Source organism: Mycobacterium sp. 012931 (genome assembly GCF_000419295.1).
GTDB classification, from domain to species: Bacteria; Actinomycetota; Actinomycetes; order Mycobacteriales; family Mycobacteriaceae; genus Mycobacterium; species Mycobacterium marinum.
Genome location: NZ_AOPX01000001.1, coordinates 5,204,721 through 5,230,351, shown reverse-complemented (window position 1 = coordinate 5,230,351; position 25,631 = coordinate 5,204,721). Strand labels below are relative to the sequence as shown.

General features: G+C 66.8%; 24 protein-coding genes and 1 pseudogene. 15 read left to right on the top strand and 10 right to left on the bottom strand.

What is annotated here, in order from left to right; genetic code table 11:
* Positions 1-2: 2 nt before the first annotated feature.
* Both MMSP_RS22865 and MMSP_RS22860 read right to left on the bottom strand, forming a co-directional pair.
* Positions 3-863 (bottom strand): LLM class F420-dependent oxidoreductase, encoded by an 861-nt coding sequence (locus MMSP_RS22865; protein WP_015354709.1) that lies wholly within the window; start codon positions 861-863, stop codon positions 3-5.
* Positions 864-889: 26 nt separating this feature from the next.
* Positions 890-1,786, bottom strand: coding sequence for an LLM class F420-dependent oxidoreductase (locus tag MMSP_RS22860; protein WP_020788533.1), 897 nt, complete (start codon positions 1,784-1,786; stop codon positions 890-892).
* 247 nt (positions 1,787-2,033) lie between these two features.
* Between MMSP_RS22860 and infA the strand changes: the two genes are divergently transcribed.
* From infA to truA, 8 genes are all read left to right on the top strand, one after another.
* Positions 2,034-2,255: a translation initiation factor IF-1 gene (gene infA, locus MMSP_RS22855; RefSeq protein ID WP_003418601.1), complete on the top strand. Its 222-nt coding sequence runs from the start codon at positions 2,034-2,036 to the stop codon at positions 2,253-2,255.
* A 33-nt stretch (positions 2,256-2,288) separates the two neighbouring features.
* On the top strand, positions 2,289-2,402 hold the full coding sequence (gene rpmJ / locus MMSP_RS26435) for a 50S ribosomal protein L36 (RefSeq protein ID WP_003879483.1): 114 nt from the start codon (positions 2,289-2,291) through the stop codon (positions 2,400-2,402).
* 190 nt (positions 2,403-2,592) lie between these two features.
* Positions 2,593-2,967 (top strand): 30S ribosomal protein S13, encoded by a 375-nt coding sequence (gene rpsM / locus MMSP_RS22850; protein WP_011739106.1) that lies wholly within the window; start codon positions 2,593-2,595, stop codon positions 2,965-2,967.
* A 3-nt stretch (positions 2,968-2,970) separates the two neighbouring features.
* A complete protein-coding gene (gene rpsK, locus MMSP_RS22845; RefSeq protein WP_020788532.1) occupies positions 2,971-3,387 on the top strand; it encodes a 30S ribosomal protein S11 in 417 nt (138 codons plus the stop codon).
* 18 nt (positions 3,388-3,405) lie between these two features.
* Positions 3,406-4,011, top strand: coding sequence for a 30S ribosomal protein S4 (gene rpsD / locus MMSP_RS22840; protein WP_020788531.1), 606 nt, complete (start codon positions 3,406-3,408; stop codon positions 4,009-4,011).
* An 85-nt stretch (positions 4,012-4,096) separates the two neighbouring features.
* The gene (locus MMSP_RS22835) at positions 4,097-5,140 is read left to right on the top strand and encodes a DNA-directed RNA polymerase subunit alpha (protein WP_020788530.1); all 1,044 of its coding nucleotides are present in this window, start codon (positions 4,097-4,099) and stop codon (positions 5,138-5,140) included.
* A gap of 60 nt (positions 5,141-5,200) precedes the next feature.
* Positions 5,201-5,770, top strand: coding sequence for a 50S ribosomal protein L17 (gene rplQ / locus MMSP_RS22830; protein ID WP_011739110.1), 570 nt, complete (start codon positions 5,201-5,203; stop codon positions 5,768-5,770).
* Complete coding sequence (truA, locus tag MMSP_RS22825; protein ID WP_369797364.1) at positions 5,697-6,614, top strand: tRNA pseudouridine(38-40) synthase TruA; 918 nt, start codon at positions 5,697-5,699, stop codon at positions 6,612-6,614. The genes rplQ and truA overlap by 74 nt, the downstream gene beginning before the upstream one ends.
* 15 nt (positions 6,615-6,629) lie before the next feature.
* Here the strand turns inward: truA and MMSP_RS22820 are convergent, their stop codons facing one another.
* From MMSP_RS22820 to MMSP_RS22795, 6 genes and pseudogenes are all read right to left on the bottom strand, one after another.
* On the bottom strand, positions 6,630-8,105 hold the full coding sequence (locus MMSP_RS22820) for an amino acid permease (protein WP_020788528.1): 1,476 nt from the start codon (positions 8,103-8,105) through the stop codon (positions 6,630-6,632).
* A 270-nt stretch (positions 8,106-8,375) separates the two neighbouring features.
* The gene (locus tag MMSP_RS22815; protein ID WP_020788527.1) at positions 8,376-9,518 is read right to left on the bottom strand and encodes a PPE family protein; all 1,143 of its coding nucleotides are present in this window, start codon (positions 9,516-9,518) and stop codon (positions 8,376-8,378) included.
* A gap of 65 nt (positions 9,519-9,583) precedes the next feature.
* Complete coding sequence (locus MMSP_RS22810) at positions 9,584-10,738, bottom strand: PPE family protein (protein WP_020788526.1); 1,155 nt, start codon at positions 10,736-10,738, stop codon at positions 9,584-9,586.
* Between the two features lie 170 nt (positions 10,739-10,908).
* A complete protein-coding gene (locus tag MMSP_RS22805; protein ID WP_020788525.1) occupies positions 10,909-12,567 on the bottom strand; it encodes a cytosine permease in 1,659 nt (552 codons plus the stop codon).
* Between the two features lie 259 nt (positions 12,568-12,826).
* The gene (locus tag MMSP_RS22800) at positions 12,827-13,522 is read right to left on the bottom strand and encodes a cutinase family protein (protein ID WP_036426885.1); all 696 of its coding nucleotides are present in this window, start codon (positions 13,520-13,522) and stop codon (positions 12,827-12,829) included.
* Between the two features lie 31 nt (positions 13,523-13,553).
* Positions 13,554-14,358: pseudogene (locus tag MMSP_RS22795) on the bottom strand (cutinase family protein).
* Between the two features lie 112 nt (positions 14,359-14,470).
* Here MMSP_RS22795 and eccB point away from each other — a divergent pair.
* Positions 14,471-15,979, top strand: a complete 1,509-nt coding sequence (eccB, locus tag MMSP_RS22790; protein ID WP_036426883.1) for a type VII secretion protein EccB — start codon at positions 14,471-14,473, stop codon at positions 15,977-15,979.
* On the opposite strand, the gene mycP4 is transcribed toward eccB, so the two are convergent.
* Positions 15,869-17,242: a type VII secretion system ESX-4 serine protease mycosin MycP4 gene (mycP4, locus tag MMSP_RS22785; RefSeq protein ID WP_036426882.1), complete on the bottom strand. Its 1,374-nt coding sequence runs from the start codon at positions 17,240-17,242 to the stop codon at positions 15,869-15,871. The genes eccB and mycP4 overlap by 111 nt on opposite strands.
* Complete coding sequence (gene eccD, locus MMSP_RS22780) at positions 17,239-18,621, bottom strand: type VII secretion integral membrane protein EccD (protein ID WP_051153723.1); 1,383 nt, start codon at positions 18,619-18,621, stop codon at positions 17,239-17,241. The genes mycP4 and eccD overlap by 4 nt, the downstream gene beginning before the upstream one ends.
* Before the next feature lie 114 nt (positions 18,622-18,735).
* On the opposite strand from eccD, the gene MMSP_RS22775 reads away from it, so the two are divergent.
* The 6 genes from MMSP_RS22775 to rpsI all read left to right on the top strand — a co-directional run bounded on the left by MMSP_RS22775 (position 18,736) and on the right by rpsI (position 25,522).
* Positions 18,736-22,416, top strand: coding sequence for a type VII secretion protein EccC (locus tag MMSP_RS22775; protein ID WP_020788520.1), 3,681 nt, complete (start codon positions 18,736-18,738; stop codon positions 22,414-22,416).
* Complete coding sequence (locus MMSP_RS22770; RefSeq protein ID WP_020788519.1) at positions 22,413-23,657, top strand: type VII secretion-associated protein; 1,245 nt, start codon at positions 22,413-22,415, stop codon at positions 23,655-23,657. The genes MMSP_RS22775 and MMSP_RS22770 overlap by 4 nt, the downstream gene beginning before the upstream one ends.
* Before the next feature lie 62 nt (positions 23,658-23,719).
* Positions 23,720-24,073 (top strand): WXG100 family type VII secretion target, encoded by a 354-nt coding sequence (locus MMSP_RS22765; RefSeq protein ID WP_012392991.1) that lies wholly within the window; start codon positions 23,720-23,722, stop codon positions 24,071-24,073.
* Between the two features lie 15 nt (positions 24,074-24,088).
* On the top strand, positions 24,089-24,385 hold the full coding sequence (locus MMSP_RS22760) for a WXG100 family type VII secretion target (RefSeq protein WP_020788518.1): 297 nt from the start codon (positions 24,089-24,091) through the stop codon (positions 24,383-24,385).
* Between the two features lie 238 nt (positions 24,386-24,623).
* On the top strand, positions 24,624-25,067 hold the full coding sequence (gene rplM, locus MMSP_RS22755; protein ID WP_012392993.1) for a 50S ribosomal protein L13: 444 nt from the start codon (positions 24,624-24,626) through the stop codon (positions 25,065-25,067).
* A complete protein-coding gene (rpsI, locus tag MMSP_RS22750; RefSeq protein ID WP_012392994.1) occupies positions 25,064-25,522 on the top strand; it encodes a 30S ribosomal protein S9 in 459 nt (152 codons plus the stop codon). Before rplM ends, rpsI begins: the two co-directional genes overlap by 4 nt.
* The last annotated feature ends 109 nt before the right edge of the window (positions 25,523-25,631 follow it).

Genomic DNA, 25,631 nt, shown 5'->3' with positions numbered 1-25,631 from the left:
CCCTAACGGGTGAGCCCGAGCGCCCCTGACAGTTCGGTCAGCGCCGCCATCGGCTTGTCCTCCCGGGACGGGCGCAGCACCTGAATCGCCACATGGTCGGCGCCGGCTTCGTGGTGTTCGCCGAGCCGCCGGGCGATCTGATCAGGGGTGCCGTAGGCCACCAGGGCGTCGATCAATCTGTCGCTACCGGGCTTGCGCACGTCGTCTTCGGTGAAGCCCAGCTTCAGCCAGTTGTTCACGTAGTTGCTCAGTCCCAGGTAGAAATCGATGAACTTGCGGCCCACCGCGCGGGCTTGCGCCGCATCGGTGGTGAGCACGACTTTGTGTTCGGGCGCCAGGAACACGGTGTTGCCGACCAACTGGCGGGCGGTGCCGGTGTGCTCGGGCGTGGTCAGATACGGATGGGCGCCGGCGCTACGCTGCGCGGCCAGGCGCAACATTCTGGGGCCCAGCGCCGCCAATACCCGCCTGCTGTCCGGCACCATCGCCTTGTCCAGGTCGTCGAGATAGGCCACCAGCGCGTCATAGGGTTTCTGATACTCCTGGGTGTGCTCGGGATGGCCTACCCCGACACCCAGCAGAAACCGGCCCGGGTGGGCGCTCTCGATCCGCTGATACGACGCCGCCACCTCATCGGCCGGCGCCGACCAGATATTGACGATTCCGGTCGCCAGCTGCAGTGATGTGGTCTGCTCCAAGGCGGGCTCGACCCAAGCCAGATCGGCGTCCGGTGATGCGCCGATCCAGGCCGCGCCGTAGCCGAGTGATTCGATCTGCCCGGCGAGTTCGGGGGTGATGGAGCGGCTACCCAGCCATACGCCGAACCGGCCCAGCTCGGGTTTGAGTGAAACTGCGTTGGTCATCTGGTTCCCCCGTGCCTGCTTGAAGCTCAGGCGCCGGCCAGCCCGAGCGGCCCGGCCAACTCGGCGAGCGCTGGTACCAGGTTCTCACTTTTGGTCAGGACTTGTACGGGGACGTGGTCGGCGCCGGCTTGCAGGTGTTCGTTGAGGCGCGCCGCGATGGCCGCGGGAGTGCCGTAGGCGACCACGGCGTCAACCAGGCGGTCACTGCCCGGGCGGGCGATGTCGCGCTCGCTGAAGCCCAGCCGCTTCCAGCTGTTCAGGTAGTTCGCCAGGTTGAGATAGATGTCGAGGGCCTTGCGCCCGACGGCACGCGCCCGTTGCGCGTCGGTGGTCAGCACCACTTTGTGTTCGGGAGCCAGAAACGCCGACGGGCCGATGAGTTCGCGGGCCGCGCCGGTGTGCTCCGGTGTGGTCAGGTAGGGGTGCGCGCCGGCACTGCGTCGCGCCGCGAGCCGCAGCACCCGCGGGCCCAGCGCCGCCACCACCCGTCGGTTGGCCGGCACCCCGTAGTCGTCGAGCCTGTTGAGGTACTCGATGAGGGCGTCCACCGCGTTGCCGGTGCTGTGGTACTCGGTGATCGCTTCCGGGTGGCCCACGCCGATTCCCAGCAGGAAACGGCCGGGGTAGGCGGCCTCGATGCGATGAAACGACTCGGCTACCGGCTTGGCGGGCGCCGACCAGATGTTGACGATGCCGGTGGCTACCTGCAGCGTGGTGGTGGCCGCCAGGATCGGTTCCACCCAGGCCAGTTCCGCCGGCGGTGACCCGCCGACCCAGACCGCGCCGTAGCCCAGCGCTTCGATGTCTCTGGCCTGGGCCGGGGTGACACCGCGGCCGAAGGATCCGAACCGGCCGAGGTTGGGCTTACCGGCAGCTGGATTCGCGGAAGATCTGGCGTCAGAGTCGGTCTCAGGGGCGGGCATGCTAGGTCCAACCGGCTGGGTCGGGGCGGCTATTCCGGCCCGGCTTTGTGGCGTTTTGCGCCGAGCGCGGCAGTGCGGGTATCGTGGGACGACGGTGCGACGTCTCGTGCCGACTCCTGGCGTGCCCAGTCCCGAAATTTCTCGGATCGTTTCGCGGAATTTCCACCACCGGCTCACGTTTTGCGGTCAGGACGGGTGCTGCGCCAAACCAGGTGCACGAACAAGAAGTGAGGATCGCCGGAAAGTAATGGCCAAGAAGGACGGTGCCATAGAGGTCGAGGGTCGCGTGGTCGAGCCCCTGCCTAATGCCATGTTTCGCATTGAGCTGGAGAACGGCCACAAGGTGCTCGCCCACATCAGCGGCAAGATGCGGCAGCACTACATCCGTATCCTGCCCGAGGATCGCGTGGTGGTGGAGTTGTCTCCCTACGACCTGTCCAGGGGCCGCATCGTGTACCGGTACAAATAGCCAAACCACCCAGAGAACAGGACCGAGACTGCCGTGAAGGTGAACCCGAGCGTCAAGCCGATCTGTGACAAGTGCAGGGTGATCCGTCGGCATGGGCGGGTCATGGTGATCTGCTCCGATCCGCGCCACAAGCAGCGGCAGGGGTAGACCAGGGCTAGCAGCAGCTAGCTAGCGCGAAGCGCAGACAACTGAATGCAGACCTCCCAGCACCAATGAGCGGCTGGCATCAATAGTGATGGGCCAGCTCATCCGCGCCCGGACGGAGGCTGGGCCCCGCAAACCTTGCGGGAACGGACTGGGATAAGACCTCCGCTGAGAAAAAGAGGAAACGCCACCTATGGCTCGACTAGTCGGCGTCGATCTACCGCGCGACAAGCGGATGGAGATCGCCCTGACCTACATCTACGGCGTCGGCCGTACCCGGTCGAACGAGATCTTGGCAGCTACGGGCATTGACCGTAACCTGCGCACTCGCGATCTCACTGACGACCAGCTGACGCACCTGCGTGACTACATCGAAGCGAACTTGAAGATCGAGGGTGACCTGCGCCGCGAGGTGCAGGCCGACATTCGTCGCAAGATCGAGATCGGCTGCTACCAGGGCCTGCGGCACCGCCGTGGTTTGCCGGTACGTGGCCAGCGCACCAAGACCAACGCGCGGACCCGTAAGGGCCCCAAGCGCACCATCGCAGGCAAGAAGAAGGCCAGGTAACCGATGCCACCGAAGAAAGCCAGCGGCACGGGCTCCAAGAAGGGCCAGAAGACCCGCCGCCGGGAAAAGAAGAACGTCCCGCACGGTGCCGCGCACATCAAGAGCACGTTCAACAACACGATCGTGACGATCACCGACCCGCAGGGCAACGTCATCGCCTGGGCGTCGTCGGGTCACGTCGGCTTCAAGGGATCCCGCAAGTCGACACCGTTCGCAGCGCAGCTGGCCGCCGAGAACGCCGCGCGCAAGGCCCAGGAGCACGGTGTCCGCAAGGTCGACGTGTTCGTGAAGGGGCCGGGTTCGGGCCGCGAGACCGCGATCCGGTCGCTGCAGGCCGCTGGCCTGGAGGTCGGTGCGATCTCCGATGTCACCCCGCAGCCGCACAACGGTGTCCGCCCGCCCAAGCGTCGGCGCGTCTAGGTCTAGGAGGACATACCAATGGCTCGTTACACCGGACCCGTCACCCGCAAGTCGCGCCGGCTGGGCACCGACCTCGTTGGTGGCGACCAGTCATTCGAAAAGCGTCCCTACCCGCCCGGCCAGCACGGCCGCGCCCGGATCAAGGACAGTGAATACCGCCAGCAGTTGCAGGAAAAGCAGAAGGCCCGCTTCACCTACGGCGTGATGGAAAAGCAGTTCCGCCGCTACTACGAAGAGGCCGTTCGCCACTCCGGCAAGACCGGTGAGGAGCTGCTGAAGATCCTGGAGAGCCGGCTCGACAACGTCGTATACCGGGCCGGGTTGGCACGTACCCGCCGGATGGCTCGTCAGCTGGTCAGCCACGGGCACTTCAGCGTCAACGGCGTGCACGTCAATGTGCCCAGCTACCGGGTTTCGCAGTACGACATCATCGATGTGCGGGACAACTCGCTCAACACGGCGCCGTTCCAGATTGCGCGCGAAACGGCGGGTGACCGTCCGATCCCGAGCTGGTTGCAGGTCGTGGGGGAGCGTCAGCGCATCCTGATCCACCAGCTGCCCGAGCGGGCACAGATCGAGGTCCCGCTCACCGAGCAGCTGATCGTCGAGTACTACTCGAAGTAAGCCCCGTCTTCCGTCGCTGCGGCCGCAGCGACGGATCACCTAACGGCATCAAATAGCGGGTGCCGAGAAGGAGAACAAGAACACCATGCTGATCTCTCAGCGGCCGACTCTGTCCGAGGAAGTCCTCACCGACAGCCGGTCCCAGTTCGTCATCGAACCGCTGGAACCCGGATTCGGCTACACCCTTGGCAACTCGCTGCGTCGTACGCTGCTGTCCTCGATTCCCGGGGCAGCCGTCACCAGCATCCGCATCGACGGCGTGCTGCACGAGTTCACCACGGTGCCCGGAGTCAAGGAAGATGTCACCGACATCATCCTGAACCTCAAGGCCCTGGTCGTTTCTTCGGAGGAAGACGAGCCGGTCACCATGTACCTGCGCAAGCAGGGGCCCGGTGAGGTCACCGCGGGCGACATCGTGCCGCCGGCCGGTGTCACGGTGCACAACCCCAACATGCGCATCGCCACCCTCAACGACAAGGGCAAGCTGGAGGTCGAGCTCGTCGTCGAGCGCGGCCGCGGTTACGTCCCGGCAGTGCAGAACCGGGCTTCGGGCGCCGAAATCGGCCGCATCCCGGTCGATTCCATCTACTCGCCGGTGCTCAAGGTCACCTACAAGGTGGACGCGACTCGTGTCGAGCAGCGCACCGACTTCGACAAGCTGATCCTCGATGTCGAGGCCAAGAATTCGATCACCCCGCGCGACGCGCTGGCATCTGCGGGCAAGACGCTCGTCGAATTGTTCGGTCTGGCACGTGAACTCAACGTCGAGGCCGAAGGTATCGAGATTGGGCCGTCGCCGGCCGAGGCCGACCACATCGCCTCGTTCGCACTGCCGATCGACGACCTGGATCTGACCGTGCGCTCGTACAACTGCCTCAAGCGCGAGGGCGTGCACACCGTCGGCGAACTGGTGTCGCGCACCGAGTCGGACTTACTCGACATCCGCAACTTCGGTCAGAAGTCGATCGATGAGGTCAAGGTCAAGCTGCACCAGCTGGGCCTGTCGCTCAAGGACAGCCCGCCGAGCTTCGACCCGTCTGAGGTCGCAGGCTACGACGTGGCCACCGGTACCTGGTCGACCGAGGGCGCCTACGACGACCAGGACTACGCCGAAACCGAACAGCTCTAACCAAGATCCGTCCCGGTCCTACCTGATACGGGGACCGGCCCCGAATAGGAGATAGCCGCAATGCCCAAGCCCACCAAAGGCCCTCGCCTCGGCGGGTCGTCCTCGCACCAGAAGGCGCTACTGGCCAACCTGGCCACCTCGCTGTTCGAGCACGGCCGAATCAAGACCACCGAGCCCAAGGCGCGGGCGTTGCGGCCGTACGCGGAGAAGCTGATCACCCACGCGAAGAAGGGTGCACTGCACAATCGGCGCGAGGTGCTCAAGAAGATCCGCGACAAGGACGTGGTGCACACCCTGTTCGCTGAGATCGGGCCGTTCTTTGCCGATCGTGAGGGCGGCTACACCCGCATCATCAAGGTCGAACCGCGCAAGGGCGACAACGCCCCGATGGCGGTGATCGAGTTGGTGCGGGAGAAGACGGTGACGTCTGAGGCCGACCGGGCACGACGGGTGAAAGCCTCCCAGGCCGCATCGCAGGACGCGCCTTCGGAGCCGCAGGCAGCCGAGGAGCCGGCGGCCGAGGAGGCGGTGGCCGCTACCGAAGCCGAGGCAGCGCCTGCCGACGCCGAGGCCACCGACGCCGAGGCCGGCTCCGCTGACACCGACGCTGACGAGGCACCGCAGAATTAGTGACGCAGTTCGTCTGCGCTTCGACATTGCCTACGACGGTACGGATTTCGCAGGCTGGGCGACGCAGACGGGGCAGCGTACGGTCGCTGGCGTCCTTGATGAGGCGCTGACGACGGTCCTGCGCACACCGGTGCGCCTGCGTGCCGCCGGGCGTACCGATGCGGGGGTCCACGCCACCGGCCAGGTGGCCCACGCCGATGTTCCAGTCGACGCGTTGCCGAACGCCTATTCGCGTTCGGCGCGCGCGGGCGATCCGGAATTCCTGCCGTTGGTGCGACGTTTGGCCCGCTTCTTGCCGGCTGATCTGCGTGTCCTCGATATCGCGCGTGCGCCAACGGCTTTCGATGCCCGATTTTCGGCACTTCGCCGCCATTATGTCTACCGCTTGTCGACGGCCCCCTACGGTGTCGAGCCGCAGCAGGCTCGCTATGTGACCGTATGGCCGCGGGAGCTGGACATCGATGCGATGACGGTGGCATCCCGAGAGTTATTGGGACTGCACAATTTTGCCGCGTTCTGCCGCCGTCGCGAGGGGGCTACCACCATCCGTGACCTGCAACGGCTGGACTGGTCGCGCAACGGGCACCTGGTCACCGCGCAGGTCAGCGCCGACGCGTTCTGCTGGTCGATGGTGCGTTCATTGGTGGGCGCGCTGCTGGCCGTGGGCGAACACCGGCGTACGCCAGATTGGTGTCGCGAGTTGCTCACCACTACCGCGCGTTCCAGTGACTTCGCGGCCGCACCGGCGCACGGTCTGGTCCTGGCCAAGGTGGACTATCCGCCCGATGACCAGCTCGCATCGCGGGTCTTGATTACCCGCGATCTGCGCTCGCGTACCGACTGACTTATTACGTATCGACTAGGTCCGGGCTGAGGCATCGGGCGGGAGTACCCCCTCGGCGGTGCCGTTCATTTCGGCCTGGAACCGGTGGTATTGCTCGAGGTGGCCGGGGCGGCGCCGGACGAGCGCCCAGCCGATCCCGAGGATCACGAACCACAGCGGGAACCACACCAATGCGGTCGCGGTTTCGGTTTCGGTGGTGAGCGTCCAGATCACGAATACGAAGAAGCCGAGTATGGCCCAGCACATCACCACGCCACCGGGCACCTTGTAAGCCGAATCGGCGTGGCGTTGTGCGTGTCGGCGCCGATAGACGAGGTAGCTGATCACGATCATCGTCCAGACGAACATGAACAGCAGCGACGAGATGGTGGTGATCAGGGTGAAGGCACCGATCACCGAACCGCCGGCGTAGAGCAGCGGGATGGCGGACAACAACAGCGCCGCGGTGAGGATCAGGGCCGGTGCCGGCACTCCGCGGCTATTGAGTCGACCGAAGATTCCCGGCGCGCTGCCCTCGTCGGCCAGGCCATAGAGCATGCGGCCGGTGGAGAACACGCCGGAGTTCGCCGAGGACGCGGCCGAGGTGATGACGACAAAGTTGACGACGGATGCGGCCGCGGCGAGTCCGGCCAAGGCGAACATGGTCACGAACGGCGACTCGCCACTGGCGAACCGTCGCCACGGGACGACGGAGAGAATCGCCAGCAGGGCCCCGATATAAAAGATCGCCACCCGCAGCGGGATGGCGTTGATCGCACGGGGGAGAGTGTGGCTGGGATCGGCGGCTTCCGCCGCGGCCGCACCCACCAGTTCCACTCCGATATAGGCGAAAAAGGCGATCTGAAACCCGCTCGCCAAACCGACGAACCCGGTTGGGAAGAACCCGCCGTCGTTCCAGAGATTCGCCAGGGCCGCCCGGTCGCCGTCGGGCGAGGTGAAGCCGGTGATGACCAAGATCGCGCCCACGGTGATGAGGCAGAGGATCGCCGCAACCTTGATCAGGGCGAACCAAAATTCCGTCTCGCCGAACTTGCTGACACCGAACATGTTAATCGAGAGCATGACGGCGATAGTGACCAGTGCCGGTGCCCAGGTGGGTACGTCCGGCCACCAGAACTTGCTACAGCCGGTGATGGCGACGAGATCGGCGATGCCCGCGACGATCCAGGCGAACCAGTACGACCAGCCCATGAAGTAGCCGGCCGCCGGGCCCAGAAGGTCGGCGGCACAGTCGACGAACGACTTGTAGTTCAAGTTCGACAACAGCAGCTCGCCCATCGCGCGCAGCACGAAGAAGACGAAAAACCCGATGACCGCGTAGACGACTATCACCGCCGGGCCGGCCAGCGAGATGGTGCGGCCGGACCCCATGAACAGGCCGGTGCCGATCGCCCCGCCAATGGCGATCAACTGAATGTGTCGGTTGGAAAGACCCCGATGAAGATGCGGCATTGATTCGGTGGGTTGGCAGGTAGCAACATCTTCAGGCATCAATGAGCGTCCTCAGCAGATCGGGGCGGAGCGGTCGGGTTTATAGGCACCAGCCCCGTTGCGGTGCTGCACTGAGGCGTTATCCCCCGAATGGTGGACACGGCATCAGCCGACTGCGGGACGTCGAGGCGTGCTGGATGGGTGGGCGAGGGCCGGATCGGCGGCGGCGCCCGGAATCCGCGGGTGCTCAGTGATGTGGAATGGCCGGGGCAACCACCCAGACCCGGCGCTCGGGTGGCGGCTGCCCCATGCCCGAGATGTGTGCTCAACTCAGCCCGCCGACGGTGGGTGAGGCATGACGGTGAGGCGTACCCCGTAGCGGGGACCCGCACCCGCCGAACCTTCGCCTGGACCGGGCATCGGCACTCCGCCGATGACGTTGCCGCCCGCCTCCACGCTTTCCGGTTCGATCACGTCGCTGATGAATTTCGATGCGGTGGTGGGGCTTGTCGCCGGGGTGGCCCCTTCCCAGGTGTGGGGTACCGACAGCTTGCCGACCGTGCTGGCCTGAGCCAGACTCGCCGAAACCGGCCCAGCGCCCACCGCTTCGGCCGCACCCGTGGCGGCGACGGTGGCCGCTGGTGCGGCGGCCGCGGGGCCAATCGCCCCCGCCGTCTTGGCCGTTGCCGCGAAGAAACTGGTGATGCCGGCGCCAAAGAACGGCAGGCCGAGGGTGTCGTAGAAGAAATTTGCGAACGGCGCGTACCACTCCAAGAACCGCTCGATGGGGCCGGCCGTCGATGATGCGGCCGAGGCCAACGGCGACGTAAGGGCTTGCAGCACACCCGGTACCTCCGAGATCAGCCGTGACAAGGTGCTCTGTGCGGTACCGGCGGTGGTGGCGGCGGCCCGGGCGAGGGTGCCGGCTTGTGTCGCCGCCGCGGTCGGGCTGGTGGTTTGCGGCGGCGACACAAACGGTGTCACGGACGTGGCGGTTGCGCAGCTGGCGGCATAGGCATACATGGTCGCGGCATCCTGGGACCACATCTCGCCGTATTGGGCTTCCGCAGCGGCTATCGCGGCACTGTTTTGGCCCACCACGTTGGTTGAGATCAACCCGGTGAGTTCGGCGCGATTGGCGGCGATCTGTGGCGGCGGCACCGTTGCGGCGAAGGCGGCTTCGTACGCGCTGGCCGCTATGCGAGCCTTGCTTGCCGACTGCTCGGTCGCGGCGGCAGTGGCGCGCAGCCACGCGACATAGGGCCAGATGGAGTTGGCCATCGCTTCCGACGAAGGCCCGACCCAACCCTGGCTTTGCAGCCCGGAGATCACGGTCTCGTAGTCGTTGGCGGTAGCGCTCAACTCGGCGGCCAGGCCGCTCCACGCCGAGGCCACCGTCAACAAGGGTGACGAGCCGGGGCCGGAGTACATGCGAGCGGAGTTGATCTCTGGCGGCAGTATCCCAAAGTCCATTGCTATCAACTCCCTACCTGTGTGGCTGCCTGTGCCATCTGCTCTTCTCCTCGAAGCTTGGGTGCCTATCCGGCTTCCGGTGGGCGCAACATCACCGTCAGGCGGATGTCGTATCGGCGCCGAGCGAAGGTCGTTGCTCGGCTGTTGTCGCGCAGATTGGGAAGCAGGGCGTTGGGTGCTTGGGGGCGCCCGGGCGCGACGTCGATGCCAGAGATCGCGGCGCCCCCGGCGGTGGGTGCCGGTGCGGCGGTGGTCCAACTTGGCGGTACCGACATCGATCCGATGGTGTCCGCCCGCGCGAATACGGCCGAAACCGGCGTGGCGGCAACGGGTGCTGCCAGTTGTGCGGCCACGGCGGTCGATGCCGCGGCCGCGGCCGCGGACGGCGCCGCCGCAGCATCTGGCAAGAGTTGTTGGGCAAACAGGGTGCCCAACTGGAAGATTCCCGCGCCGAAATAGGCCAGGCCCCAGGTGTTGACCAAGGTGTTCCACTCCGCGGTCGAGAGGATGGGCAGCCAATGCCCGGCCGCGGCTAGCGACGACGAGACTTGGGTAAGCGCCTGGATTGCCGATGAGGAGGTCGCCGACGCCGCGGATTGGCTGGTCGCGGCGGCCTGTCCGGCCAATCCTGCCGGGTCGGTCGTGCGTGGTGGCCCGGGGAAGGCGGGTAGTGCCAGAAACGACGTCGAGGTGCTGGCGTAGCAGTACATCGCGGTGGCGTCATGCGCCCAGAACTCGGCGTACTCGGCTTCGGTAGCCGCGATCGACGGCGTGTTCTGCCCGAAGAAATTGGTTGCGATCAGCGCCAGCAACCGGACTCGGTTGACTGCAATCGCCGGCGGGGGCACGGTCATCGCGAAGGCCGCCTCATAGGCCGCCGCGGCGGCCCTGGCCTGCATGGCGGTCTGTTCGGCGCGCGTGGCCATCGTGGTCAACCAGGAGACGTACGGCGTGACCGCGGTAAGCATGGCCGCGGCGGCGGGCCCCGACCACGGCAAGCTCGTCAATTGGGTGATCACGCAGCTGTATCCGCATGCGGTGGCGCCCAACTCGGTGGCCAGCGCATCCCAGGCTCCCGCCGCGGCCAGCACTGGTCCAGATCCCGGACCGGCGTAGATGCGCCCGGAGTTGATCTCCGGCGACAGCGAGCCGAAATCAGAGAGGAGCACGGGGACGGACACGTAGCCGCCGGCGTCGACCGGCGAGGTGTCAACGACCACGAGATCCTCCTCAACAGCGGTGAGTGCAGCCTCCTGCGACATCGCCGTCGTCGGATCAACGGGAACTATTGATCACCCACAAGCAACAAGGCCCCGATTATATGACCAATAGAAACAATCGCCAAAGGCAAAAGTTCGGCACGATTTACTTGTGGCTCCACATCGTCGGGTTAGGGATGGGCTGACAAGACGTGTTCGGCCTGTTTGTCGGTGGACAGGCACAGCGAACAAACGTGAGCATCGTGGGTCTGGCAGGCCGCCATATCGGGTCGCTCGAAGTTCTGCCGGCAGACATGGCAATTCAGGTGCTCGGCGGACGGGTTGCCGTGCTCGTCGTACATGGGCAGCTCGATGCCGTCGTGGGTGCGTCGCAGGTAGTACTTGCCCTTGGTGGCAATGGCCAGAATCGGTGGCATCACCAAGGCGACGCTGATCGCCACCAACGGCGAGTACGGGCGCAGCGTCTCACCGAGGCCGCCGAAGAACGCGACGATCGAAAGGCCCGCTGCCAACAGCATCGACCCGAAGCCAACCGGGTTGATGGCATACAACATGCCGCGACGGAACTCCGGTGTCTTCGGCGACAGGCCGAGCAGGAACTTGTTGAAGACGAACTCAGATGCCACCGTCACCACCCAGGCCATGCCGCAGTTGGCGTAGAAGCCGAGGATTGTGTTGAGGAAGTCAAACATGTTGGCTTCCATCAGGATCAGGGCAATCGTGAGATTCACGCCGAGGAACATCACTCGCCCGGGGTAGTGCTTGGTGACGCGGGTGAATGAATTCGTCCAGGCCAGCGAACCCGAATACGCGTTCGTCGCGTTGATCTTGACCTGGCTGAGCACCACCAAGATCACCGCCAATGTCAGCGCCAGCCAACCCGGCATGAAGTTGCGGTAGATCTGCATGAATTGGCGGACCGGTTGATTGGCGAAATCGGCCGCACCGGCGACGTTGGAGAGCAGATAGACCGCCAGGAACAGGCCGATGATCTGTTTGGCCGCGCCGAAGATGACCCAGCCGGGCCCGGCCAGCAGCATCCAGGCCCACCACCGACGTGAGTTCTTGGGCGTCCGTGGCGGCATGAACCGCAAATAGTCGATCTGCTCCGCGATTTGAGCGATCAGCGCCAGGCATACGCCCGCCGCCATCAGTGCGGAGCCGATGCTGGCCGTGGCGCGACCGTCCTTGCCTGCGTAGGCGAAGAACTGCGCGACCGACTCGGGATGGCTGATCAAGAGGTAGCCGAACGGGGCCATCATCAGGATCAGCCACAGCGGCGTGGTCCAAAGTTGCAGCTGTGAAAGAACTTTCATGCCGTATATCACCAGCGGAAAGATCAGCAGCGTCGAGAAGGCATACCCCAGCCACAACGGAATGTGCAGACCCAGGTTCAGTCCCTGGGCCATGATCGAACCTTCGAGTGCAAAGAAGATGAAGGTGAACGTGGCAAAGATGACGTTGGTCACCACCGACCCGTAGTAGCCGAAACCGCTGCCACGGGTGATCAGATCCAAATCGATGTTGTAGCGGGCCGCGTAGTAGGCCAGGGGCAATCCGGTGGTGAAGACCACCGCGGCGAAGATGGCTATGCCCCAGAGGGCATTGGTGGTTCCCCACGTGATCCCGATATTGGCGCCGATCGCGAAGTCGGCCAGGTAGGCGATACCGCCCAGGGCGGAGATCCCGACGACCGCCGGCGACCACCGGCGGTAGCTGCGCGGCGCAAACCGCAGCGTGTAGTCCTCGAGGGTTTCCTTGGCCGCCGTGATTTCAGCAAGATCCGCAGGGGCTGAGGGTGATACCTGCGATACGTCGGTATCCTGCATCGATCCTCCTGGGCGCAATCGCCGGACAATGGCGCATCAGAATCGCCACGGCGCGCATCGCGCACTTGCCTTCGTGTACAGCGGCAAAGAGAACCTTCGTTGGCGCGTTCGGTACGCCTCGTTGAGGTTCAGCGTGATCGTAACCCTGGTCGCAGGGGTCTGCCACCGGAAGCGTTCCGGTACAGGCAAGCCCAAGGGCTTGCCCAGTCGCCTCACAAGCGCGCTGAATCGGCTCGGCCGATTCGCGAGTGGGGCTGATTCAGATCCGGCCTGCGACGAAACTGGCGGCTTTGTTGGTCAGGCCCGGAACGTAGCCGGTGTGGGCCTTCCACTGGTCGCCGTCCGAGCAGATCGGGTCGCCGGTGTTGCACAGGTTGAGGATCTTGCCGCCGAAGTGCGGGCTCAGCGCCGTCATCAATCCACCCGCTCGGCCCGATGGGTTCCCGAACAGGGTGACCGCGGCCACGTGCTGGGCGGCTTGGGCCGGCAGCGGCTGGGTGAAGCCAAGGCCGGGAAGGGGTGCGGCGGTAACGATGTTGATGACCGCGGCACCCTGGGAATAACCACCGGGCACCAGTTTGGTGTTGGGGCATTCATTCGTCATCTGCTGGACGTGGTCGCTGGCGTCGTTGGCGCCGTCGGCGGCCGCCAGGAAGTCCTTGTTGGCGGGGTAGTTCACCGCGTACGCGCCGATGCTCTGGTCGGTCTTCTGCCGTAGCGAGGCCACCATGGCGTTGCCCACCCGGCCGAGACCGGGTGGTTCGCCGGTGCCCCTGGCGAAAACCACCTGGACATCGGGGCAGGCCGCGGCTGCCTTAGGCGCCAATGGAAACGCGAGCAATACCGCGCACGCCGCAATCGTGGTGGCCACCAACCCGGCACAGCGCCGTGCGAGTCGTGTTCGGCCGCGACCCGAGCGCGCCCACTTCTGTGCGTCCAGGGGAAATAGCCACATGGCGCAATTTTACGGGCTTGCTGACAGTGGGTCAGTGAGCGCCGACGAGGGTGCCTGTCGCCCCGACTGGGGTTCCGGGCGATGCCGTAGCGGGTCCGGGGGCCTGCGGAGCGGGGCCGGGCGCCCGCGGCACGGGCCCAGGCAACTGGACCACCGGTGCCATCGACGATGCGGCCAGCTTGGCCGCAACGAAACTCGCCGCTTGGGTGGTGTAGGTGGGGACGTAACCGTCGGTGTGCCCGTTCCAATCGTTGCCGGGGCCGGAGTGACAGATCGGGTCACTGGGGTTGCACAGGTCGATGGACTTGGAACCCAGCAACGAACTCTGGGTGGTCAATGATCCGCCGGAGCGGTTGGCCACGTTGCCGAACACCGCGACCGCCGCGATGTTGTCCGCGTACTGGGCGGGCAGCTCGTTGCCAAAGCTGATGCCGGCCAACGGGACTCCGGCCACGATGTCGATCACGTCGGCGCCCTGTGAATAGTCGCCCAGCACGATCTTGGTGTTGGGGCAGGAGGAGGCCATCGATTTGACGTGTGAAATCACGTCATTGGCTCCGTCGCCGCCGTGCAGCTGCAAACGGCTGGCGGGGTAGTTCACCGCGTACACACCGATGTTCTTGCCGGTCTGCTGGCGCAACGAGTCCACGAAGGCCTCACCCACCCGGCCGATGCCGGGTGGCTCGCTGGTTCCGCGTGCGAACACGACTTCGGCGTCGGGGCAGTCCGCTGCGGACGCCGACGGGATGGCGGTTCCAGTGATGCTGGGGGGCGGCCAACAGGCCGGTCGCGGTGACCAGAGCGCCGGCCAGCACGGCCAATGGGTGCTTGTTCACGCCGAAATTTTACCCGCAATCGGACTTCGTAAAACCTCGAACGAATCGGGCCCCGGCCCGGGCCTGTGGATGAACGCAAAGAATGTCGCGTTCACCTGCCTAGCGTGGCGGTGTGGATGCGGGGGATTCTCGGGGCTGGCCGCCTGGCCGGCCGACGACGTGGCTGCAGGTCAGCGCCTACCGCTTTCTGGTCCGGCGCCTCGAGTGCGCGTTGCTGCGCGGGGGTCTGGACCCGGCCGACGGGCGCCCGCGGGCGTCCGCGGTGTCATTGGCGGCGGGCTGCGTGCTTTCGGTCGTCGTCCTCGTGGGCTGTGTGATCAGCGCTTTGCTGCGGCCGCAGGTCGGGCTGGGCGATGCCCAGATCGTGGTGGGCCGCGAATCCGGCGCGCTGTATGTGCGCGTGGGCGATACCTGGCATCCGGTGCTCAACCTGGCCTCGGCCCGTTTGATCGCCGGGACCGGCGCCAACCCAAAACCGGTGCGCGAGGCGGAGGTGATCCGCGCCAAACGTGGCCCGCTGCTGGGCATCCCGGGGGCACCTCAGTTCGTTGGCCAGTCGCTGCCGGTGCAGGAGTCGGCGTGGACGATCTGCGACACCGACCGTGGTGCGGCGACCACCCTGTTGGTGGGGCGTCCGGCCCAGCAGTCGGTTCGTCGCCTTGTCGCCGAGCAGACCATTCTGGTGGCGACCGAGTCGGGTTCGCCGGCGTATCTGCTCTACGACGGGCATCGGGCCGTGGTCGATCTGGCCGATCCCGCGGTTCGGCGGGCGCTGCGGCTGGAAGGCCGGACCCCCTACCGCGTCTCGCGGTCGTTGCTGAGCGCGGTGCCGGAAGTTCCGCCGATCAGCGTGTTGCGGATCGGCCATGCGGGCGAACCGGCGCTGGCCGGGAAACTCGGTTTCTCGGTCGGCACTGTGCTGAGTATCACAGCGGGGGGTGGCGCTGCGTACTACGTGGTGTTGGCGCAGGGCGTGCAGCGGATCGGCCAGGTCGCCGCTGACTTGCTGCGTTTCAGCGACTCGCAGGGGGCGGCCAACGCGATCGCGGTGGCCCCCGACGTGATCCGTGCCGCGCCCATCGTTGAGACGTTGCCGGTCACCGGGTATCCCGACACGGTGTCCGAACCGCTGGACGCCGGCGTCACCACGTTGTGCCTGAGTTGGGTGAGCAGGCACGCAAGTCGCCCCGACGTCGCGTTTCTGGCCGGCGACGGTCTGCCCGTGCCCGCTGGGGCGAGGGCGCTGCCCCTGGTCCAGGCCGACGGGCGCGGCCCCGCGCTGGACGCCGTCTACCTGCCGCCGGGCCGCAGCGCCTATGTGACATCGCGCGGGCTCTCCGGTTCGGGTGCCCCCCTGGGCCGGCGCTACCTCGTCACCGATGCCGGAGTGCGGTATCTGATTCACGACGAGGACACGGCGCGTCACCTAGGGCTGTTGACTCCGACGGCGGCGCCGTGGCCGATGTTGGCGACATTGCCGGAGGGGCCGGAACTGAGCGGGGCGAGCGCGTCAGTCGCCTACGACGTCGTCGCGGTGGATCCGCCGGTGCCGGCTCCCGGACCGGCCACCGAATGCCCGGGAGGCCAATGCCGCCAGCAACCCCATCAAGCAGATCGCTGATCCGCTCAATGCGGTAATCCGGGCCCGGCGATCCGGTTGGGTGGGCGGCGTGGTGACCGGCGCGGCTGGGGTCGGCGAACCTGGCTGGGCCGGAGCCGGCTGCACGGCGGGGTCGCTGCTCACCGCCGCCAGCACATCGACGGTGCCGTTGCCGACGAAGGGATCCCAGCCATGGGGCGGATGATGGGCGGTCGAGATGATCCGCGCCATGACTTGGCGCGCGGTCAACGCTGGAAACCGAGCGCGAATCAGCGCGGCCAGTCCGCTGACCACGGGAGCGGCGTAGCTGGTGCCCGACAGCGGTCGGAAGCCACCGTGGTCGTCAAGGCCGTTCACGGTTCCGTCGCCGACGGGGTTGAGCGAGGTCACGTTCTCGCCGCCGGCGGCGACGTCGACCCAGGGTGAGGGCAGGGTGAACGCCGAGGGCTCCCCGTTGGCATTGACCGAACCGACGGTCAGCACGTAGTTGTCGTACCAGGCGGGGCTGACGACGACGGTCGCGGTATCCCGGGATGTCTCGGGGCGCTGGGATGGGCACTGGGCGGCACCGCCGGTGTTTCCGGCCGCGGCCACGATGACGGCATTCTTCACATCGACGGCGTACGCCAAAGCCGCGCCGAGGGCTCGGTCATCGGGTGGGCTCTCGGCCGCAACACAGGCAATCGTCGAAATGTTGATGACCGATGCGCCCAGATCGGCAGCCGTGCGAACGGCTCGGGCCATGGTGTCGACGTCGCCGACTCCGGTGCTGGAGCGGTTGCCGACGGGGGAGAACTTGGCGCTGGACTGGCGGATGCCGATCACCGTGGCATCGGGAGCCACACCGCTGAATTGGTCTGTCGCGGAGTCAGGTGCGGCGGCGATGATGCCGGCGACGATGGTGCCGTGCGCATCGCAATCCTGGGTGCCGTCTCCGGTGAAGACATAGTCGCCTCCCGCCACCAGGTGTGCCAGCCGTCGGTGGTGTGCCACCCCGGTGTCGATCACGGCCACCCGCTGACCGGATCCGCGAGTGAGCCGCCACGCTTCGGGTAGGTCGAGGCCGGCGAGTTGGGCGGCGGCCTCGGGTCGCTCGGGTGCCCAGGTAGCCGCCGCACACACCTCGCGCTGCTGGGTGCGGCTGGGCGGGCCCGGCGGCGCGGGTTGCGGCAACCATCTTTCGTCCACCGGGGGTGGTGTCACCGCGTGCGCCGCCGGCATGGCGCACCAGCACGGTGCGGCGAGCGCACACGCCGCCAGCAGGTGTCCGAATCGCGAGGTCATGTCCACGTCAGTCCCAGGCCACCAACGGCGCTGAAGACACCGCAGGTCCAGCAGGCCAGCGGCAGCAGGCTGGCCGATGCGCTGAACTCCAGCGCATCGATGAGTCGACAAGCGATGGGCGAAGGCGGCCGGGTGGGCGCGATGAACCCCAGATGCAGCGCCAGGGCGGTCAATGCCGCGGTCAGGATGGCGATCCACGGCCCGTGCTGGGCGAGGCCGGGGGCCGCGACAGCGAATGCGGCTGTGCCCGCGACATATCCGGCGATCAAAAACATCAACCGGGACCTCCCGTCGACCTGCGCGCGCGCACGTAGCAACAACACCGCGCCGGTGACCGCGGTGAGTCCGATGGCGCGCTGACTGCCAAGCACGGCGACGACGGCGCCCAGGGCCGCAGCCGATGAGAATCCGCCATGCAGGCCGTTCAACCAGCGATCGGCCCGGATGGCCCTGGTCGCCAACAGATCCGGGGCCGCCAACTCGGGTGCTTCTTCGGGCCCGGGCGCTGCGGGAAGCTTTGGGGACAAACCTGCCACGACCATCGACACGCGGGCCGACACTTCCAGCGCAACCAGGGCGGCCAACGTGGTCAATGAACCGACGACATACAACGCGGCGCCAGTGATCACACCGCATAGCGCGGCCGCGGCGATGACGATCGCGCAGCACATGACGGCGGTGAAGGTGACCCCACCACAACCGGTCAGCCGGATCGCCAGCGCCGCGGCGACCGACGCTCCCATCGCGGCGAGCATCAGATTCGGCACACCCAGCCGACCGGGAACCGCCAGCAGTGCGCCGACCGCCACGAACGTCGTGGCGATGACGTTCAGCGTGAACACCGCCGTAGGCTCCCGGCCGGTCCGTCGCGTCATGCCGGCGACGAGCAAGGCCAGGACGCCGGACGTGATCGCCACGACCGCGGTTGCCGCGCCGTGGCGGTCGGTGTTGCCCAGCGCGTCGCGAACCAGCAGCACGGCGCCGACCCCGCCAACCCCACCCGCGGTCAGCGCGCCGGTGAGTTCCTTGGCGCGCCGCGACGGCGGCCGGGTGCTACCGCGAAGCGTTGCCAGTACCGCCTCAGCGTCGTCATCATGCGGCCCGGGTGCCGGCTCGGCGCTGCAACGGCTCAACGACAAGACGGTGCCGTCTCGAATGCCGCTTTGCGCCAAAGACTTTGACGGCGGGAGCGCCCCCGCGCCCAGTGGACACAACTGATAGCGCGTGGGCGCCGCGCCGATATCGCGGCCGCCCAGACTCTCGACGATGGCGGGGATCAACTCGGCGACGGGGAGTGCCGCCGGTAGCGAAAGATCGACGACAGCAGTCCCGGAATGCACGGCGACACGGCACAATCCCGGTTCGGATCCAGACAACATCGGGCCCCCTGACAGGTGGATCACTGGCACGCTAGTTCGCCTCCGGCGCCGTCGTATCCGGTTGTGCACAGGCGACTTGCCGGCGCTCGGGCCGCTGCCTAGCGTCGTCGCACTGTGACCGAGGACCTCGTGGTTGCCGCACCACCGGAGCTGGCCCAGACAACGTCGACCGGTCCGCTGCTGCGCCTGGTGCCCCTGGCCATGTCGATCGCCACCTTGATTGCCATGGCAGCGACCTATGTCTCGGGCGCCCCGAGCGCGCGCAACCCAACGATGTTGATCCTCCCGGCGACGATGTCGCTGTCGCTGATGGTGATGGCGGTCAGCGCACGCGGTCGGCGCCGGGGTGCCGGGCTCGACCAAGACCGGGTGGGGTATCTGCAATATCTGAGCGAGCTTCGGCAACGCGTCACCGAAATCGCGGCAGCCCAGCGAATATCGTCGAACCGAACCCATCCCGAACCCGACACCGTGTGGACGTTGATTGGCGGCTCCCGGATGTGGGAGCGCCGGCCCGCGGATGCCGATTTCTGCCGAATCCGCATTGGCCTTGGAACCCAGCCGCTGGCCACTCGCCTGGTGGCCGCGCCGCTGCCACCCCCGCACCGATCGGATCCGGTCACCGTCAGCGCGCTGCGCCGCTTCCTCGAGGCCCACGCGCGGGTTACCGATGTCCCGATCGCCATCGCGTTACACGGCGCCGGTGTGGTGACCATCGGCGGCGACCCGGCGCGGGTACGGGCGCTGCTTCGGGCGATGGTGTGCCAAATGGCTGTGTTGCACGGTCCAGATCAGCTGCTGGTCGCCGCGGTGGTCAGCGACCGCAACCGGCCGGGGTGGGAGTGGCTGAAATGGTTGCCGCACAACCAGCATCCGAGTCACCACGACGAGGTGGGGGCCGAAAGAATGGTGTACCCCAACATCACGCAAGCCAGCGCCGCCTTCGATGCCGTGGCGCTGCCGGTCATGGTGATCGTCGACACCGACGAACACGGCAAGCAGTTGCCGGCCGGTGTCACCGTCCTCGAGGTGGGGCGCGGACCCGACGGCACGCAGGTGGTGGTCAAGCGGGCCGGAGAAACGACGACGTTGACGCGGCCCGACGAGTTGGATCAGGTCAGCGCATTGGTATGTGCCCGCCTATTGGCGCCGCACCGTTGCGGTGACCGCGCCGGCGGTCACCCCGGCGACTGGGCGAGGATGCTGGGCATCGGCGAAATCGCCACCTATCACCCGGTAAGCCACTGGCACAAGCGGAATCAACGCGAACGGCTTTGCGTGCCGATCGGCGCGACCGCGGACGGATCACCCGTGCTGCTGGACATCAAGGAGCCCGCGGCGCGGGGGATGGGGCCACATGGGCTCTGCATCGGGGCCACCGGATCGGGAAAGTCCGAGCTGCTGCGCACCGTCGCGCCGGGCATGATGGTGCGCAACTCGCCAGAGGTACTGAATCTACTGCTGATCGACTTCAAGGGCGGCGCTACATTTCTCGACCTGGAAAAGGCGCCGCACGTGGCCGCGGTCATCACCAATCTCGCCGACCAAGCGCTGCTGGTCGCGAGGATGGGGGAGGCGCTGGCCGGCGAGATGAACCGGCGCCAACACCTGTTGCGGACGGCCGGAAATTTCGTCAGCGTCGCGGCCTACGAGGATGCCCGCCGCCGTGGCGCCGGCCTGGCCGCGCTGCCGACGCTTTTCATCATCGTCGACGAGTTCGCCGAACTGCTCAGTCAGCATCCCGATTTCGCCGAGGTCTTCGTCGCCATCGGTCGGCTGGGCCGATCACTGGGGATGCACCTGTTACTGGCCAGCCAGCGGCTCGAGGAGGGGCGATTGCGTGGACTCGAAGCCCACCTGTCCTATCGCGTGTGCCTCAAGACCCTGTCCGCCATCGAGTCACGGACCGCCCTGGGAACGCTGGACGCCTTTGAGCTGCCCAACACCCCCGGCTCCGGCCTGTTGTCTTCTCCCACCGCAGAGCTGACCCGGTTCGAAACGGCGTTTGTATCGGGACCGGTTCCGGCGGGCCCGCCCGATGCCGATTCTCTGGCGCTACCTGCCGCGGTGCGGCCGTTCACCTCCGAAGCCACCGGAGACGTCAGGACGGGCGGCGCTGACGGCGCGGATACCGCAACCGGGCCAACCGTTCTGCAGACCGTGCTGGACCGGATCGCTGGCCACGGGCCGCGCGCGCATCAGGTCTGGCTGCCACCGTTGGACCGGGCGCCCGCGCTGGCGTCGCTGTTGAGCGACGGTGCGGCAGAGCACGCTGAACTGGCCGTGCCGATCGGGGTGGTGGACCGGCCGTTCGATCAGTCCCGCACACCCCTGACCATCGACCTCACCGCGGCCGCGGGCAATGTCGCGGTCGTGGGCGCGCCGCAGTCGGGAAAGTCCACCACGCTGAGCACGCTGATAACCGCATTGGCGGCCACCCACGACCCGGACCTGGTGCAGTTCTACTGTCTGAACTTCGGTGGCGGCGCCCTGGCCGCGGTCCGCGACCTGCCCCACGTCGGTGCGGTCGCCGGCCGGGGTGAACCGGACCTGATCCGGGGCATCGTCGCCGAACTCGAGTCTTGCCTGAGGACCCGCGAGTCGCTCTTTGGTGAGCAGGGCATCGACTCGATCGCCGCGTATCGCCGGCTCCGGGCCGATTCAGGCGCCCAGCGGCTCGCCGACCTGTTTGTGGTGATCGATGGTTGGGCCACGCTGTGCCATGAGTTCGAAGAGCTGCAGGAACCGATCACTGCGCTGGCGGGGCAAGGACTTTCCTACGGCCTGCACGTGGTGGTCTCCGCGACGCGCTGGGCTCACCTCAGGGGGTCACTGAAGGATCAGCTGGGCACCCGGATCGAGCTGCGCCTGGGGGATCCCGCTGATTCCGAGGTGGATCGCCGAGGCGCGCGCCAGGTACCCCGGGACCGGCCGGGCCGCGGCCTGTGCGACGACGGGATGCACATGATGATCGCATTGCCCAATGTCGCTGAAGTCGTTGTGAGTCAACAACATGCCGGCTCGGGGGCGCCTGCGGTCCCGCTGTTGCCGCAGCGGGTTGAGCATCGCGACGTGGTCGAGGCCGCGGGTGCGGCCCTATCCGGGCGGATCCTCCTGGGTCTGCAGCAGCGCCGGCTACAACCGGTCGCGGTCGATTTCGAACACCACGCCCATCTGCTGATACTCGGTGACAATGCGTGCGGAAAATCCAGCGCGTTGCGCACCCTGTGCCGCGAGATCACCCGGACCAAGACCGCTGCGCAGGCACGGCTTTTCCTGGTGGACTTCCGGCGGGAACTGCTCGGTCTCAGCGAGTCCGAGTACCTGGGCGGCCATGCGATAGCTGCGGGGGGATTGGGTGCATTCCTGCCGGGGCTGGTCGAATTGCTGCGGGCCCGGATGCCGGCCCCGCACCTGAGCCAGGTTCGGTTGCGCGACCGGTCGTGGTGGTCTGGGCCGGAGATCTACCTGATGGTCGACGACTACGACCTGGTATGCACATCGTCCAGCAATCCACTGCTGGCGCTGCTCGAATACCTGCCTTACGCAACCGATCTCGGATTGCATCTGATCGTGGCCAGGCGCAGCGGGGGAGCCACACGGGCCCTGTTCGAGCCGCTGCTCGCCGCGCTGCGAGATTTCGGCTGCATGGCGCTGATGATGAGCGGACGTTGCGATGAGGGACCATTGTTCGGCTCCGGTCGGCCGATGCCCTTGCCGCCCGGCCGCGCCGTCCTGGTCACCCGGGCCGGTGACGAGCGGCTGGTCCAAGTGGCCTGGACTGAGCCCGGATGAACGCGCACCGCGCCATGATCGAGGCGGGCCCGCAGGCAATCCGCCGACTGTGTTGTGGCACCGAGACTGTCGCTGACATCGAGGTGTGCGCGGCCGCGCTGGCTGCCATCGACGACCCGGTGGCGTTGGTGGGTGACCGGCCGGTCCAGGTGTGGTCCCTTTGGTCGACCACCCTGCGTCGCCTGGCCGAAGGCCATCGCGCCGGCATGATCGTTGTGCATCCGTCGTGGTGGTCGGCGGCGCGCGTCGCCGTGGTTACCCGCGCCGCCCGGGCCGCGGGCGACGAAGCCGATGACACACACGTTGACCGCGCAGCCCAGGTCTGGCTGCGACCGCGGTCCTGGCTGTTGCGGCGGGCCACAACCGAGGCCACCGTCGTGGTCGAGATCGCCGATCGGTTGGTTGCGGTCGTCGGCGAGCATCGAACCGCGGTGCCGCGTCGCGCCGAGCCCGAACGCACCGCCGAAGAGGTCGCCGCCGCCGTTGACGCGATGACGCCGGGCATCCGGACAGCGGTGGTCATCGACGCGCCGGGCGCGGTTGCCGGGGCATCCGAGCTTGGGGCATCGATCTGCGCCGCCCTGGTCGGCGGCCAGCGCATCGCGCAGGTCAACGATCCGCGACTGATCGGATTGGCGAGGTCGGCGACCACGGAGCCGGTGTTGGGGTCCGCTCCAGCACCGCCGCACCGGAGCATCACGAGATTGGCGGGCCCAGCGGTGGCCGGCATCGGCGCGACCGTTGTGGCCGTCCTCATGGTGGCGGGTCTTGCCCGGCCGGACCGGCGCGCGGTGTCCGCGGTTGCGGCAACGCCGACGACGGTTTTGGTGGAGGGCCACGTCGCGGTCGCGATTCCCACGGGCTGGCCGACGCAGCGTGTGATTGGGGGACCCGGGTCAATGCGGGTACAGATCACCTCGCCGGCAGATCCCGAGGTAGCCCTGCACGTGACCCAATCGCCGGTGCCGGGGGAGACGCTTGCGGGCACCGCGGAGCGGCTGAAACGGGCGATCGACGCCGAACCCGCCGGTGTGTTCGTCGACTTCGATCCCTCCGGTGTCAGCGCCGGCCGGCCTGCGGTGACCTACCGGGAGGTGCGTACCGGGCACGACGTGCGATGGACGGTGGTGCTGGACGCGGCGGTACGGATCAGCATTGGATGCCAAAGCCGAACCGGCGCGGCCGAGGCCATTCGCGAGGTGTGTGAACGGGCCGTGCGATCCGCGCACGCGGTCCACTGATCCGGGCACGGTGGGCGGCATCCGGGTGGAACCAAATCGGCCTGCCGCCGGTCTTAAGGGGTATGAGTAGTCCGGCAGGTGCCAATCCGTTCACTACGTCTACTGCGTCGAACACGTTGAGTGCCGACTTCGACCTGATGCGCACGGTCGCCGCCACCACCGACGCCCGCAACGAAGAAATCCGGGCGCTGCTGCAGGCGTTCATCGGCCGCATGAACGATGTGCCCGCCTCAGTGTGGGGTGGTGTGGCGGCGGTGCGATTCAAACACGCGATGGATCGATGGGGTGCAGAGTCGACACGGCTCTACCACGCCCTGCACACGATCGCTGAGACCATTCGGCACAACGAGGCCCTGCTGCGTGAGGCCGGCCAGAACCACGCACACCACATCGGCGCCGCCGGCGCGGACCTGTGATCGGAGGGATTCGCCGTGGACCCTGTCCTGTCGTACAACTTTGACGCGATCGAGCACACGGTTCGCCAAGAGATTCACATCACTTCGATGCGTTTCAACGCCGCACTCGAGCAGCTGCGGTCACAGATCGCACCGCTGCAGCAGCTGTGGTCCCGAGAGGCGGCGGCCGCGTATCAAACCGAGCAGTTCAAATGGCATCAAGCGGCCGCTGCGCTCAACCAGATCCTGGTCGAGCTGGGTAACGCCGTCCGTGACGGCGCCGACGAGGTCGCCGGCGCCGGCCGCCGCGCGGCCGGCGGATGGGCCCGCTAGCCACGCCATCTGACCCCGCGGCACCCGACAGACCCTGTGTGGTCCCCACGGAGGAGAGCCGTGGGGGCCACACAGTCATTTTGACCTGCGGGGATGCGCGTCGGTAAGCTGCTCGGTTGGCGTGCGGGTACGCCGGGGCCTCGGGTCAATGCCGGTCGCCGAGACAGCCCCTCCGTGAACGCCTGACCGGCACCCGGGTCACACCGGGATCCACCCGAGAGAAGAGAAGGTAAGCGCTGTGCCTACATACGCGCCCAAGGCGGGTGACACCACGAGATCGTGGTACGTCATCGACGCCACGGACGTGGTGCTTGGCCGCCTTGCCGTCGCAGCAGCCAACCTGCTGCGTGGCAAGCACAAGCCGACGTTCGCGCCCAATGTCGACGGCGGTGACTTCGTCATCGTCATCAATGCCGACAAAGTCGCCATCAGCAACGAGAAGCTGCGTAACAAGATGGCCTACAGCCACTCGGGGTATCCCGGCGGTCTGCGCAAACGTTCGATCGGCGAGCTGATGGAAAAGCACCCCGACCGCGTCGTGGAAAAGGCGATCGTCGGCATGCTGCCCAAGAACAAGCTCAGTCGGCAGATTCAGAGCAAGCTTCGCGTCTATGCCGGTCCGGAGCACCCACACACCGCGCAGCAGCCGGTTCCGTTCGAGATCAAGCAGGTGGCGCAATGACCGAAACCACCCCAGAAGTGGAAGTCGCTGTCGAGGCTGAAGTGACTTACAGCGAATCGTTCGTGTTCGAGCGGCCCATCCAGACCGTCGGGCGTCGCAAGGAAGCCGTGGTGCGGGTGCGCCTGGTGCCCGGAAGCGGCAAGTTCGACCTCAACGGGCGCAGCCTCGAGGCTTACTTCCCGAACAAGGTCCACCAGCAGCTCATCAAGGCTCCGCTGGTCACCGTCGACCGGCTGGAGAGCTACGACATCTTTGCGCTGCTGCACGGCGGCGGCCCCTCGGGTCAAGCCGGCGCGCTGCGGCTGGGTATCGCCCGGGCATTGATCGTGGCAAACCCGGAGGACCGGCCCGCGCTGAAGAAGGCTGGCTTCCTCACCCGTGACCCGCGTGCTACCGAGCGCAAGAAGTACGGCCTGAAGAAGGCCCGCAAGGCGCCTCAGTACAGCAAGCGCTGATCAACGATCACTTTCTGGCCGCGACCGTGCAACGTTGTGCGTTGTTTTCGGTGTGCCTTCGGCGTGTCGTCGCGTCAACGCGCACGGTTGCGGGCAGAAAGGGAAGCGC

Excerpts from the sequence above, each read along its gene's own strand:
- MMSP_RS22865 (WP_015354709.1), bottom strand. The coding sequence starts at position 863 with ATGACCAACGCAGTTTCACTCAAACCCGAGCTGGGCCGGTTCGGCGTA.
- MMSP_RS22860 (WP_020788533.1), bottom strand. The coding sequence starts at position 1,786 with ATGCCCGCCCCTGAGACCGACTCTGACGCCAGATCTTCCGCGAATCCA.
- infA (WP_003418601.1), top strand. The coding sequence starts at position 2,034 with ATGGCCAAGAAGGACGGTGCCATAGAGGTCGAGGGTCGCGTGGTCGAG.
- rpsM (WP_011739106.1), top strand. The coding sequence starts at position 2,593 with ATGGCTCGACTAGTCGGCGTCGATCTACCGCGCGACAAGCGGATGGAG.
- rpsK (WP_020788532.1), top strand. The coding sequence starts at position 2,971 with ATGCCACCGAAGAAAGCCAGCGGCACGGGCTCCAAGAAGGGCCAGAAG.
- rpsD (WP_020788531.1), top strand. The coding sequence starts at position 3,406 with ATGGCTCGTTACACCGGACCCGTCACCCGCAAGTCGCGCCGGCTGGGC.
- MMSP_RS22835 (WP_020788530.1), top strand. The coding sequence starts at position 4,097 with ATGCTGATCTCTCAGCGGCCGACTCTGTCCGAGGAAGTCCTCACCGAC.
- rplQ (WP_011739110.1), top strand. The coding sequence starts at position 5,201 with ATGCCCAAGCCCACCAAAGGCCCTCGCCTCGGCGGGTCGTCCTCGCAC.
- MMSP_RS22820 (WP_020788528.1), bottom strand. The coding sequence starts at position 8,105 with ATGCCTGAAGATGTTGCTACCTGCCAACCCACCGAATCAATGCCGCAT.
- MMSP_RS22815 (WP_020788527.1), bottom strand. The coding sequence starts at position 9,518 with ATGGACTTTGGGATACTGCCGCCAGAGATCAACTCCGCTCGCATGTAC.
- MMSP_RS22805 (WP_020788525.1), bottom strand. The coding sequence starts at position 12,567 with ATGCAGGATACCGACGTATCGCAGGTATCACCCTCAGCCCCTGCGGAT.
- MMSP_RS22800 (WP_036426885.1), bottom strand. The coding sequence starts at position 13,522 with ATGTGGCTATTTCCCCTGGACGCACAGAAGTGGGCGCGCTCGGGTCGC.
- mycP4 (WP_036426882.1), bottom strand. The coding sequence starts at position 17,242 with ATGACCTCGCGATTCGGACACCTGCTGGCGGCGTGTGCGCTCGCCGCA.
- eccD (WP_051153723.1), bottom strand. The coding sequence starts at position 18,621 with ATGTTGTCTGGATCCGAACCGGGATTGTGCCGTGTCGCCGTGCATTCC.
- MMSP_RS22770 (WP_020788519.1), top strand. The coding sequence starts at position 22,413 with ATGAACGCGCACCGCGCCATGATCGAGGCGGGCCCGCAGGCAATCCGC.
- MMSP_RS22765 (WP_012392991.1), top strand. The coding sequence starts at position 23,720 with ATGAGTAGTCCGGCAGGTGCCAATCCGTTCACTACGTCTACTGCGTCG.
- rpsI (WP_012392994.1), top strand. The coding sequence starts at position 25,064 with ATGACCGAAACCACCCCAGAAGTGGAAGTCGCTGTCGAGGCTGAAGTG.